Annotated in this window: 13 protein-coding genes; 10 read left to right on the forward strand and 3 right to left on the reverse strand. The window is 73.5% G+C overall.

Features of this window, described 5'->3' with window-relative positions:
- The first annotated feature begins 232 nt into the window (after window positions 1-232).
- The 3 genes from dapA (at window position 233) to ET526_RS19970 (ending at window position 2377) form a co-directional block, all read left to right on the forward strand.
- Window positions 233-1111: a 4-hydroxy-tetrahydrodipicolinate synthase gene (dapA, locus tag ET526_RS19960; RefSeq protein WP_135470635.1), complete on the forward strand. Its 879-nt coding sequence runs from the start codon at window positions 233-235 to the stop codon at window positions 1109-1111.
- Between the two features lie 20 nt (window positions 1112-1131).
- Entirely contained in the window at window positions 1132-1620 is a 489-nt protein-coding gene (gene smpB, locus ET526_RS19965) for an SsrA-binding protein SmpB (protein ID WP_135470638.1), read from the forward strand.
- A gap of 73 nt (window positions 1621-1693) precedes the next feature.
- Complete coding sequence (locus ET526_RS19970) at window positions 1694-2377, forward strand: sulfite oxidase-like oxidoreductase (protein WP_135470640.1); 684 nt, start codon at window positions 1694-1696, stop codon at window positions 2375-2377.
- A gap of 440 nt (window positions 2378-2817) precedes the next feature.
- Here the strand turns inward: ET526_RS19970 and ET526_RS19975 are convergent, their stop codons facing one another.
- The 3 genes from ET526_RS19975 to ET526_RS19985 form a co-directional block, all read right to left on the reverse strand.
- On the reverse strand, window positions 2818-3504 hold the full coding sequence (locus ET526_RS19975) for a Fe2+-dependent dioxygenase (protein ID WP_135470643.1): 687 nt from the start codon (window positions 3502-3504) through the stop codon (window positions 2818-2820).
- Window positions 3504-5642 (reverse strand): TonB-dependent receptor, encoded by a 2139-nt coding sequence (locus tag ET526_RS19980; protein ID WP_158295646.1) that lies wholly within the window; start codon window positions 5640-5642, stop codon window positions 3504-3506. The genes ET526_RS19975 and ET526_RS19980 overlap by 1 nt, the downstream gene beginning before the upstream one ends.
- Window positions 5643-5881: 239 nt before the next feature.
- Complete coding sequence (locus ET526_RS19985; protein ID WP_135470647.1) at window positions 5882-6508, reverse strand: pyridoxamine 5'-phosphate oxidase family protein; 627 nt, start codon at window positions 6506-6508, stop codon at window positions 5882-5884.
- A gap of 125 nt (window positions 6509-6633) precedes the next feature.
- Here ET526_RS19985 and ET526_RS19990 point away from each other — a divergent pair, with 125 nt between their 5' ends.
- The 7 genes from ET526_RS19990 to tolR form a co-directional block, all read left to right on the forward strand.
- Window positions 6634-7383 carry a YebC/PmpR family DNA-binding transcriptional regulator gene (locus ET526_RS19990; protein ID WP_135470649.1) on the forward strand — a complete coding sequence of 250 codons (750 nt, stop codon included), beginning with the start codon at window positions 6634-6636 and terminating at the stop codon, window positions 7381-7383.
- Between the two features lie 50 nt (window positions 7384-7433).
- Window positions 7434-7961, forward strand: coding sequence for a crossover junction endodeoxyribonuclease RuvC (ruvC, locus tag ET526_RS19995; RefSeq protein WP_135470651.1), 528 nt, complete (start codon window positions 7434-7436; stop codon window positions 7959-7961).
- Complete coding sequence (ruvA, locus tag ET526_RS20000) at window positions 7958-8569, forward strand: Holliday junction branch migration protein RuvA (protein ID WP_135470653.1); 612 nt, start codon at window positions 7958-7960, stop codon at window positions 8567-8569. Before ruvC ends, ruvA begins: the two co-directional genes overlap by 4 nt.
- Window positions 8566-9609: a Holliday junction branch migration DNA helicase RuvB gene (gene ruvB, locus ET526_RS20005; protein WP_135470655.1), complete on the forward strand. Its 1044-nt coding sequence runs from the start codon at window positions 8566-8568 to the stop codon at window positions 9607-9609. Before ruvA ends, ruvB begins: the two co-directional genes overlap by 4 nt.
- Entirely contained in the window at window positions 9606-10091 is a 486-nt protein-coding gene (gene ybgC, locus ET526_RS20010; RefSeq protein ID WP_135470657.1) for a tol-pal system-associated acyl-CoA thioesterase, read from the forward strand. The genes ruvB and ybgC overlap by 4 nt, the downstream gene beginning before the upstream one ends.
- A 13-nt stretch (window positions 10092-10104) precedes the next feature.
- Window positions 10105-10857 carry a protein TolQ gene (tolQ, locus tag ET526_RS20015; RefSeq protein ID WP_192898733.1) on the forward strand — a complete coding sequence of 251 codons (753 nt, stop codon included), beginning with the start codon at window positions 10105-10107 and terminating at the stop codon, window positions 10855-10857.
- 6 nt (window positions 10858-10863) lie between these two features.
- Window positions 10864-11357, forward strand: a 494-nt coding sequence (gene tolR, locus ET526_RS20020) for a protein TolR (RefSeq protein ID WP_135470659.1), incomplete at its 3' end; no start/stop codon positions are given.

Below are 11357 nucleotides of genomic sequence, written 5' to 3' on the forward strand. Positions count from 1 at the left end.
CTCCCCTCCCGCGGCGGGCGGCTGCGCCGCGCCCGGGCGCGGCAGCAGGGCGGCGAGCGGCAGGGCGAGCAGGGCGCGGCGGTGCATGGAGGAGCTTTAACCGATGCCGGCGGCGCTTGTCGCGGGAAAGGCCGCGCGGGCGGATGTCTCGGTTTGCCGCCGCGCCTCTCCTTGCTCCGCGCCCGGCCGGCCTCTAGCTTGGCCTCCTTCCCGGGGAAGGATGGAGTCCGCCATGTTCCAGGGTTCGATGGTCGCGCTCATCACGCCGATGCGTGCCGACGGGTCCGTGGACGAGAAGGCGTTCCAGGACCTGGTGGAGTGGCAGATCGGCGAGGGGACGGAGGGGCTGATCCCGGTCGGCACCACCGGCGAGAGCCCGACCCTCTCGCACGACGAGCACAAGCGCGTCGTCGAGCTCTGCGTCGAGGCGGCGCGGGGCCGCGTCCCGGTGATCGCCGGCACCGGCAGCAACTCCACCGCCGAGGCGATCGACCTCACCCGCCACGCCAAGAAGGCGGGGGCCGACGCCTGCCTGGTGGTGACGCCGTACTACAACAAGCCGACGCAGGAGGGGCTCTACCTGCACTTCAAGGCCATCGCCGATGCGGTGGACCTGCCGATGTTCATCTACAACATCCCGCCGCGCAGCGTGATCGACATGAGCGTCGAGACCATGGCGCGGCTGGCGCGGCACCCGAACATCGTCGGCGTGAAGGACGCCACCGCCAACCTGACCCGCCCGCTGCACACGCGCCGCGCCTGCGGCGAGGACTTCATCCAGCTCTCGGGCGAGGACCACACGGCGCTCGCCTTCAACGCCGCCGGCGGGGCGGGCTGCATCAGCGTCACCGCCAACGTCGCCCCGCGGCTCTGCGCCGAGATGCAGAAGGCCTGGCGGGAGGGGCGGGTGCGCGAGGCGATGGCGATCCAGGACCGGCTGACGCCGCTGCACGACGCGATGTTCTGCGAGACCTCGCCGGGGCCGGTGAAGTACGCCGCGAGCCTGCTCGGCAAGACCGCCGACCACTGCCGCCTGCCCCTCGCCCCCGTGGCCGAGCCGAACCGCAGGCGGATCCGCGAGGCGATGGTCTCGGTCGGGCTGCTGAACTAGCGCGCGGCAGGGAGACTCCGATGGCGGCGGAGCCGCGCAGGAAGGGCATGATCAGCCACGGCGTCGCCGCCTCCAACCGCAAGGCGCGCTTCGACTACAAGATCGGCGAGACGATCGAGGCGGGGCTCGCCCTGCTCGGGCCCGAGGTGAAGTCGCTGCGCGCCGGCCGCGCCACCCTGTCGGAGGCCTGGGCCGGGGAGCGGGACGGCGAGATGTGGCTGTTCAACGCCTACATCCCGGAATGGCAGGCCGGCAGCTACGTGGCGAAGTTCGAGCCGCGCCGGCCGCGCAAGCTGCTGCTGCACCGCCGGCAGGTGAACCAGCTCACCGGCGCGATCACCCGCGAGGGCGCGACGCTGGTGCCGCTGCAGATCCACTTCAACGAGCGCGGCCGGGCCAAGGTGCTGCTCGGCCTCGCCGAGGGCAAGAAGAAGCACGACAAGCGGGCCGCCATCGCCGCGCGCGACTGGCAGCGCGACAAGGCGCGGCTGATGCGGGAGAAGGGGTAGCCGCGCGGCGCCCTGGCGCGCCGCCCCTTGTGCGGGGCGCGGGCATCGGCACTTATGCGGCCAGGAGGCGCGCATGGCCGAGGACGACGACATCCCCCTGACCGGGCGGGTCCGCGAGAAGCTGGTCGAGAGCAAGCAGGCATGGGCGCGGGAGGGGCGGCTGCTGACCGGCAGGTCCTACCCCCCTGGCGCCGACCCGGCGCGGGAGCGCCTGCCGCCCGGCCAGACCCTGGTGACCGACTGGCCGGTGCTCGACCTCGGCGTGCAGCCGGACGTGCCGCGGGAGAAGTGGCGCCTGCGCGTCGAGGGGCTGGTGGCGGCGCCGCTCCGCCTCGACTGGGAGGCGTTCCTGGCGCTGCCGCAGGCGGAGCTGGTGAACGACATCCACTGCGTGACCCAGTGGAGCCGCTACGACAACCGCTGGCAGGGGGTGCGGGCCACCGACCTCCTCGCCCTGGCGCGGCCGAAGGAGGAGGCGCGCTTCGTCGCCTTCACCTCCTACGACGGCTACACCACCAACGTCACCCGCGCCGATTTCGAGCGCGAGGAGGTGCTGCTGGCGCATTCCTGGTCCGGCGCGCCCCTCGACCGGCGGCATGGCGGGCCGGTGCGGGTGGTGATCCCGCACCTCTACTTCTGGAAGAGCCCGAAATGGGTCACCCGCATCGAGCTGCTGCGCGAGGATCGCCCGGGCTTCTGGGAGGTGCGGGGCTACCACAACCGCGGCGACCCCTGGGCGGAGGAGCGCTACGGCTGAGCCGCCCTCCGGGGCTTGCGCGGACGGCGGGCGGAGGCTAGGTAGCGCAGCCCCTTCCGGCCGGCGGCCGCAGGGGCCGTTCAGAACGGTTGGCTGCTGTAGCTCAGTGGTAGAGCACTCCCTTGGTGGCATTGCCTCCCCTCGCGGAAACGCGGGGGTGCGAACCGCCCAAAGTCGGGGAACCCTTCCGCCGGTGGCGATGGCGATCCCGAGCCAAGCCCGGACCTGCTCCGGGACGGTGTAGAGACTGGACGGGCGGCACCTAAGGACGCCTCGGCGTCTAGGGTGAAGGGACAGTCCAGACCACGAACGCCCGCGGGCGGCGGCGAAAGCCGAAGTGGGATGAAGGGAGAGGTCGAGAGTTCAATCCTCTCCAGCAGCACCATCTGACCGCCCCCCGGGGCGGGAAGCCGCCGCGCCCGGTCCGCGCGGCGGCGGCCTCACGACACCTCCGCCCATTGCCGCAGCAGGTTGTGATACACGCCCGTGAGCGCGACCGGCGCCTCATGGCCCGGCGCCAGGTCAGCCGCCGCGGCGCTGATCGCCATGTCGAGGTCGAACAGCAGCCGGCGCCGCATGTCGTCGCGCACCATGCTCTGGATCCAGAAGAAGGAGGAGATGCGCGATCCGCGCGTCACCGGCTCCACCCGGTGCAGGCTCGTCGCGGGATAGGCCACCGCGTGCCCCGCCGGCAGCTTCACGCGGTGCTCGCCATAGGTGTCCTGGATCACCAGCTCGCCGCCCTCGTACTCCCCGGGCGGGGTGAGGAAGAGGGTGCAGGAGACGTCGGTGCGGATCCGGTGCGGGGTGCCGCGGATCTGCCGGATGGCGTTGTCCACATGCGCCCCGAAGGTCATCCCCGCGTCGTAGCGGTTGAACAGCGGCGGGAACACCCGCAGCGGCAGCACCGCGGAAAGGAACAGCGCCGAGCGCCCGAGGCCCGAGAGCACGAGGTCGCCGAGGCGGCGGTGCAGGTCCGTGCCCTCCTCGATCTGCAGGTTGTCCTTGACCTGGGCCGACTGGTGGCCGGCGGTGACGCGGCCATCCACCCAGGGCGCGGCCCTGAGGGCGGCGAGCGCCTCCGCCGCCTCGGCCTCGGTCAGCACGGCCGGGATCTCGATCAGCATCAGAAGCGCGCCGCCATGGAGAAGACGAAGGTGCGGCCCACCCCGGGCACGACATGGCCGCTGTAGACCGTCTCGTAGGTGCGCGCGTCGCCGAGGTTGAGCGCGTTGATCTGCAGGCGGAGGCCCTTGAGCGGCCCCTCCTCCGGCGTCCAGGCCAGTGCCGCGTCCAGGCGCACATGGCCGGGGACGCGCGTGGTGTTGGCGGTGTTGCCGAAGCGCCGGTCGATGTAGGAAAGCCCGCCGCCCGCCTGGAAGCCGAACGGAAGGTCGCAGGTGGTCCAGAGCGAGACCGTGTGCGGCGCGACGTTGGCGAACTCCTTCCCCACCTCGGCCGGGTTGTTGGAGCGCACGATCTCGGAGCCGAGATAGGTGTAGCCGGCGAGCAGGTTCCAGCGCGGCGCGAGGCGCCCGACCGCCTGCAGCTCGAACCCGTCCACCCGCACGATGCCGTCCAGCACCTGCAGCGCCGCGTTCGCCGGGTCCGAGGTGCGGGCGTTGCGCTTCTCGATGCGGAACACCGAGCCGGCGAGGCGCAGGCCGGCGAGCACCTCGTAGGAGGCGCCCAGCTCGTAGGTGGTCGCGGTCTCGGGGGCGAGGTTCGCGTTGCCGGCGGCGAGGGTGAGGGCCTCGGCCGAGGGGTTGAAGGAGGTTCCCGCCGCGAGGTAGGCGCGCAGGCCGGGCAGGGGCTTGAAGACGAGCGCGCCGCGCCAGGTGAACGCGCGGTCGGTGCGCGCCAGGGCCTGGCGCGCGGTGCGGTTGGTCTGCTCCGCCTCGAAGCTGTCCCAGCGGCCGCCGAGGATCAGCTCGAACAGCTCGCCGAGGAAGATGCGGTCCACCGCGTAGAGGGCGACGGTGTTGGCCACCGTCCTGACGTCGGAGGCCAGCGTGGTGGCGATCAGGCCCGCATCGTCGAAATTCGGGAACAGCAGGCTGGCGGCCGGCCGCCCGGTCTGCGCGAAGCGCGTGCTCTCGGAGGATTCGCGCCCGACCTCGACGCCCGCGAGCAGCTCGTGGCGCAGGCCGAGGGTGACGAAGCGAAGCTGCGCCTCGGTCTGGTTGGCGAGCATGGCGTCGAAGCCGTTGCGCACCTGCGGCTGGCGGTTGACCAGGGAGGCCGGGGTGATGCCCTGGGCGACGGTGCCGGCGACCAGGCGCGGGGCGGTGGCGGAGATCTCGCGCGCCCAGTTCGCCCAGCGGAAGGTGTTGCGGAGCTGCAGATCCTCGCCGAAGCGGTGCTCGAGCCTGGCGGTGAACACGTCCGTCTGGGTGTGTTCCCTGTCGGTCTGGCGGAGCCCGTAGAAGGTGTTCGTGGCGACGCGCAGCGGCCGGCCCAGATAGTAGGGCAGGCCGAAATCGGGCATGGTGCGCTCCTCCTGGTGCAGCCAGGACAGGGTGAGGGTGGTCGGCGTGCCCATGCCCAGGGTGATCGAGGGATAGACGCCCCATCTCTTGTTGAAGACGTTGTCCCTGTCGGCGGCGTCGATGCGCGTGCCCATGGCGGCGAGGCGGGCGGCGACCGCCCCGGCGCGGACATTGACGTCGGTCGTCATCCGCAGGCCCATGGGCGTGTAGGCGGAGAGCCACATCTCGCCCTGGGTGACCGGCAGCGGCAGGCGGGTGGTCTGGTTGACGACGCCGCCCGTGGAGCCGCGCCCGAAGATGACGGAGGACGGCCCCTTCAGCACCTCCACGGAGTCGAGGAAGAAGCTGTCCCGCGTGTACTGCCCGAGGTCGCGGATGCCGTCGATGAAGAAGTCGCCGCGTGCCGGGAAGCCGCGCAGCGTCAGGTTGTCGCCCGAGAAGCCGCCCTCGCCGGCGGCGAGGCTGATGCCGGTGACGTTGCGCAGCGCGTCGCGCACGGTGGTGGCCTGGCGCTCCTGCATCACGACCCGGGGCACGACGGTGACGGATTGCGGCGCCTCGGCGGCGGTGAAGGGGCTGCGCGGCAGCGGCGCGGAATCGGCGCGGTAGGGGGAGGGGGCGGCGCCGACCACGCTGAGTTCGGGAAGCCGGGTGGCCGCCGGCGCGGCCTCCTCCTGGGCGCGGGCTTCGGGCGTGGCGAAGGCGGTGACGAGGCCGAAGCAGGCGAGGCCGATGGCGGGCGTGCTCGGGCGCGATCCCGGGCGGAAGGACGACATGCGGATGGAATCTCCCCCTTGGGTGCGGCGGGGAGCATCATGATAATGCGAATGATTCGCAATATCAGGAAGGCGCCGCTCCCATGCGAAGGGCGCGCATCCGCCATGCCTCAGGGGAAGAACGGGCCGGCCGCGGGCCCCCGGGCGACGCGCGGCGCCCATGGCCGGCGGCGACACCCCCCGCCATCCGGCATGGCCCCGCGCGCCCCGGGGAAGGTCGGGGCGGTCCGCGCCGGGTCTCAGTACAGGGTCGAGGCCAGCCGGGCCGGCGCCTCGGCATCGTAGCCGGCGGGCTCCACCCGCCCGCGGGTGTGCGCCGCGAGCAGCTCGCCCATGCTCGGCACGCCGGCGGGGCGCGGCCTGCCCTCCCACAGGCGGGAGCGCAGCAAGGCCTTGGCGCACTGCATGTAGACCTCGCGCACCGTCACCAGCAGCACCGTGGCCGGCGGCCTGCCCTGGGCGAGGAAGCGGCCGCGCAGCGCCGGGTCGGCGGTGATGCGCGCGCGCCCGTTCACGCGCAGCGTCTCGCCCACGCCCGGGATCAGGAAGAGCAGCGCCACCGCCGGGTTCTCCAGCACGTCGCGCAGCCCGTCCAGGCGGTTGTTGCCGCGCCGGTCCGGCAGCGCCAGGGTGTGCTCGTCCAGCGCCGCGACGAAGCCGGGCGCGTCGCCGCGCGGGGTGCAGTGCACGCCGCGCGCGCCGCTGGTCGCCAGCAGGCAGAAGGGGGAGGCGGCGATGAAGGCCAGGGTCGGCGCGTCCAGCCGGTCCGTCACCTTCTGCAGCACCAGCTCCCGCGGCGGGTCGTAGAGCGCGGCGAGCTGTTCCGGGGTGGTCACGGCATGGGGGTCGGCGGGCAGGGTGTCCATCCCGGCATCATGGGCCCGGTCCGCGGGGGCGGGCCAGGGGAATCGGCGCGGCGGTGGCGTGGGGCGGGACGCGAGGCTATAAGCCCCTCCTCAACCGGAATCTCAGGACCAGGACAGGGACGGCGATGGCCGGCCATTCGCACGCCAAGAACGTGATGCACCGCAAGGCGGCGCAGGGGGCCAAGAAGGCCCGGGCCTTCGGCAAGCTGATCCGCGAGATCAGCGTCTCCGCCCGCCTCGGCCTGCCCGACCCCGCGGCCAATCCGCGCCTGCGGGCCGCGGTGAAGGCGGCGCTGGCCGCCAACATGACCCGCGAGACCATCGACCGCGCCATCCGGCGGGCCAGCCAGGGCGGCGCCGGCGAGGATTACGAGGAGGTCCGCTACGAGGGCTACGGCCCGCACGGCGTCGCCATCATCGTCGAGGCGCTGACCGACAACCGCAACCGCACGGCGGGCGAGCTGCGCTCGACCTTCGCCAAGCACGGCGGCAGCCTCGGCGAGACCAACTCGGTCGCCTTCCAGTTCGAGCGCAAGGGCGTCATCGCCTATCCCGCCGCCGCCGCGGATGCCGAGGCGATGCTGGAGGCGGCGATCGAGGCCGGGGCGCAGGATGTGGAGAGCGGCGCGGAGGGCCATGCCGTCAGCACCGCGGTCGAGGATTTCTTCGCCGTGCGCGAGGCGCTCGAGGCCCGCTTCGGCCCGGCCGAGACCGCCCGCATCGAATGGGTGCCGACCGCCACCGTGGAGCTCGACGAGGAGCGGGCGCGCGAGGTGCTGAAGCTGGTGGACGCGCTGGACGAGAATGACGACGTGCAGAACGTCTATGCCAATCTCGAGGTCCCGGAGGCCGCCCTGCAGCGGCTTTCCGCCTGAGGCGCGGCCCTTGACGCGCCCGCCGCCCCGCCCGAGACTGGGAACGTAGCGTGAACACGGCGGCCCCGCGCCCGGTCCGGCTGCTCGGCCTCGATCCCGGCCTGCAGCATACCGGCTGGGGCATGGTGGAATGCGCCGGCAGCCGCCTGCGCCATCTCGGCGACGGGGTGATCTCCACCACCACGGAGCTGCCGCTGGCCGAGCGCCTGTCGCAGCTCCACCGGGCGCTGCTGGCGCTGCTCGAAACCTGGCGGCCGGACGAGGCGGCGGTGGAACAGACATACGTCAACAGGAACCCGGGCGCGGCGCTGAAGCTCGGCCAGGCGCGCGGCGTGGTGCTGCTGGCCCCGGCGCTCGCGGGCATCCCGGTCGCGGAATACGGGGCGATGGAGGTCAAGCGCGCCGTCGTCGGCACCGGCCATGCCGAGAAGGTGCAGGTGGAGGCGATGGTGAAGCTGCTGCTGCCGGGCGCCGCCATCCGCCGCGCCGACGCGGCGGACGCGCTGGCGGTGGCGATCTGCCACGCCCATCACCGCGAGACGCGCCGCGCCCTGGCGCGGGCGGGGGGCGCGCCGTGATCGGCAAGCTTACCGGCCGGCTCGACGGCGTCGTCGAGGGCGGCTGCATCCTGGACGTGGGCGGCGTCGGCTACCTCGTCTCCTGCTCCTCGCGCACCGTCTCGGCGCTGCCCGCCCCCCCGGCCAGGGGCACGCTGCTGATCGAGACCCATGTGCGCGAGGACGCGATCACCCTCTACGGCTTCGCCGAGGAGACGGAGCGCGCCTGCTTCCGCGCCCTGACGCGCATCCAGGGGGTGGGGCCGACGCTGGCGCTCGCCATCCTCTCCGCGCTCTCCCCGGAGGATCTCGCCGAGGCGGTGCGGGTGGGCGACAAGGCGAGCCTCGGCCGCGCCAAGGGGGTGGGGCCGAAGCTGGTCGGGCGGCTGCTGACCGAGCTGCGGGACTGGGCCGGCGCCCTCGCCCCCGGGCGCGGGCCGGGCCCCGCCGCCGCCGCGCCGCCCGCGGCGGCGGGGGTGGAGGCCGATGCGGTCTCCGCCCTGCTCAACCTCGGCTGGAAGCGGCCGGAGGCGGCCTCGGCCGTGGCGCGGGTGCTGGGCCGGCTCGGCCATGACGCGCCGCTCGGCGCCGTGATCCGCGACAGCCTGCGGGAGCTCTCGCCGCGATGAGCGACAGGGACGGGCGCCTGACCTCCGGCGCGCGGATGGAGGAGGATGCGGGCGAGGGCTCGCTCCGCCCGCAGACGCTCGCCGAGTTCGTCGGCCAGAGGGCGCTGCGCGAGAACCTCAAGGTGTTCATCGAGGCCGCCCGCGCGCGCGGCGAGGCGCTGGACCACGCGCTGTTCTACGGCCCGCCCGGCCTCGGCAAGACCACGCTGTCGCAGATCGTCTCGCGCGAGCTCGGCGTCGGCTTCCGCGCCACCTCCGGCCCGATCCTGCAGCGCGCCGGCGACCTCGCCGCGATCCTGACCAACCTGCAGCCGCGCGACGTGCTGTTCATCGACGAGATCCACCGCCTGCAGCCGGCGATCGAGGAGACCCTCTACCCGGCGATGGAGGATTTCCGCCTCGACCTCATCATCGGCGAGGGGCCCTCGGCGCGCACCGTGCGGATAGACCTGCCGCCCTTCACCCTGATCGGCGCGACGACGCGCGCGGGGCTGCTCACCCAGCCCCTGCGCGACCGCTTCGGCATCCCGCTGCGCCTGCAATTCTACGAGGTGGAGGAGCTCCTGCAGATCGTCCGCCGCGGCGCCGCGAAGCTCGGCTTCGCGCTGGCCGAGGACGGGGCGCTCGAGATCGCGCGGCGCTCGCGCGGCACGCCGCGCGTGGCGGGGCGCCTGCTGCGCCGGGTGCGGGACTTCGCCGCCGTCGCCGGCGTGCCGGCCGACCGGGCGCTGGCGGACGCGGCGCTGCAACGGCTGGAGGTGGACCATCTCGGCCTCGACGCGCAGGACCGCCGCTACCTCCGCCGCATCGCCGAGCACCATGGCGGCGGCCCGGTCGGCGTCGAGACGCTGGCCGCCGCGCTGGCCGAATCGCGCGACACGCTGGAGGAGGTGATCGAGCCCTTCCTGATCCAGGAGGGGCTGGTGCTGCGCACCCCGCGCGGGCGGGTGCTGGGCGAGCCGGGGTGGCGGCATCTCGGGATGACGCCGCCGGCCGGCTTCGCCCTCCAGCCCGACCTGCTGGCGACGGAGGGGCAATGACCGCCGCCCCGCCCCGGCGGGCGGGTCCGCGCCGGCCGCCCCCGCAGGCGCCGGCGCACCGCTTCCCCGTCCGCGTCTATTTCGAGGACACGGACGCGGGCGGCATGGCCTACCACGCCACCTACCTGCGCTGGGCGGAACGGGCGCGCACCGAGGCGCTGCGTGCCATGGAAATGCCGCACCAGCGCATGATCGAGGAGCATGGCGCGATACTCGTGGTGCGGCGCGTCGAAGTGGAGTATGCGCTGCCCGCCCGGCTCGACGACCTGGTGACGGTGGAGACCAGGGTCGTCGCCGTGAGGGGGGTGAGCATGGCGCTCGACCAGCGGATGACGCGCGACGGCGCCACGCTGGCGGCGCTGCTCGTCGAACTGGCCTGCGTGGATCGGGACACGCTGCGGCCGAGACGGATTCCCGAACCCTGGCGGTCGGCCCTGGCCGGCGCGCCGACGCGCCCGGCCGAGGGGGGCCAGGGCGAGTGAAGGAGGACATGGCGTGGATCGCAGCGTGACCGCGACCGATCTCGGGGGAATGGCGCACGACCTGACGCTGTGGGGGCTGTTCCTCCAGGCGGACTGGGTGGTGAAGGCGGTGATGCTCGGCCTGCTGCTGGCCAGCATCTGGGTCTGGGCGATCGTGTTCGAGAAGGTGACGGCGCTGCGCCGCGCCAACCGCGCCGCCGACGCCTTCGAGGACGCCTTCTGGTCCGGCGGCAGCCTCGAGGAGCTCTACCGCACCGAGGGGGCGCAGCCCACCCACCCCATGGCCGCCGTGTTCGGCGCCGCCATGCGCGAATGGCGCCGCAGCGCCGCGCGCCTGCACGGCTCCGGCCTGGTCGCGGCGGGGCTGAAGGAGCGGGTGGAGCGCGCCATGGGCGTGACCGTGCAGCGCGAGATGGAGCGGATGGAGCGGTGGATGACCTTCCTCGCCTCCGTCGGCGCGGTCGCGCCCTTCGTCGGCCTGTTCGGCACGGTCTGGGGCATCATGAACAGCTTCGCCGCCATCGCGGGGATGCAGAACACCAACCTCGCCGTGGTCGCGCCGGGCATCGCCGAGGCGCTGTTCGCCACCGCCATCGGCCTGGTCGCCGCCATCCCGGCGGTGATCGCCTACAACAAGATCTCCTCCGACCTCGCCCGCTTCGCCGCGCGCATGGAGGCCTTCGCGGCGGAGTTCTCCGCCATCCTCTCCCGCCAGGCCGAGGCTGCGTTCGAGGACGAGCAGCCCGCCCCGGTCGCCGCGGAGTAGCGCGCCATGGCGGCCCCGCTGATGGGCAGGGGCGGCGGGCGGCGCGGCCGCTACCGCCCGATGTCGGAGATCAACGTCACCCCGCTCGTGGACGTGATGCTGGTGCTGCTGATCATCTTCATGATCGCGGCGCCGCTGATGACGGTGGGCGTGCCGGTGGACCTGCCGCGCACCCAGGCCAGCGCGCTCAACCAGGAGAACGAGCCGATCACCGTCACCGTGAACCCGGAGGGGCGGATCTTCCTCCAGGAGACGGAGGTGACGCTGGAGGCCCTGGTGCCGCAGCTCCAGGCCATCGCCGGCGCCCAGGCGCCCGGCGCGCCGGAGCGGCGCATCTTCGTCCGGGGCGACCGCTCGATCTCCTACGGCCGCGTCATGGAGGTGATGGGCACGATCAGCGCCGGCGGCTTCAGCCGCGTCGCGCTGCTCGCCGAGCAGCCCGCCGGCCGCCCGGCCGCGCCGCCGGCGCGCGGGCAGCCCTCGGGCGGGGCCGGGGCGCC

The organism is Crenalkalicoccus roseus, assembly GCF_004761865.1.
Taxonomy (GTDB): Bacteria; Pseudomonadota; Alphaproteobacteria; order Acetobacterales; family Acetobacteraceae; genus Crenalkalicoccus; species Crenalkalicoccus roseus.

Coding starts and splice junctions, on each gene's coding strand:
- dapA (WP_135470635.1), top strand. CDS start 233: ATGTTCCAGGGTTCGATGGTCGCGCTCATCACGCCGATGCGTGCCGAC.
- smpB (WP_135470638.1), top strand. CDS start 1,132: ATGGCGGCGGAGCCGCGCAGGAAGGGCATGATCAGCCACGGCGTCGCC.
- ET526_RS19970 (WP_135470640.1), top strand. CDS start 1,694: ATGGCCGAGGACGACGACATCCCCCTGACCGGGCGGGTCCGCGAGAAG.
- ET526_RS19975 (WP_135470643.1), bottom strand. CDS start 3,504: ATGCTGATCGAGATCCCGGCCGTGCTGACCGAGGCCGAGGCGGCGGAG.
- ET526_RS19980 (WP_158295646.1), bottom strand. CDS start 5,642: ATGTCGTCCTTCCGCCCGGGATCGCGCCCGAGCACGCCCGCCATCGGC.
- ET526_RS19985 (WP_135470647.1), bottom strand. CDS start 6,508: ATGGACACCCTGCCCGCCGACCCCCATGCCGTGACCACCCCGGAACAG.
- ET526_RS19990 (WP_135470649.1), top strand. CDS start 6,634: ATGGCCGGCCATTCGCACGCCAAGAACGTGATGCACCGCAAGGCGGCG.
- ruvB (WP_135470655.1), top strand. CDS start 8,566: ATGAGCGACAGGGACGGGCGCCTGACCTCCGGCGCGCGGATGGAGGAG.
- ybgC (WP_135470657.1), top strand. CDS start 9,606: ATGACCGCCGCCCCGCCCCGGCGGGCGGGTCCGCGCCGGCCGCCCCCG.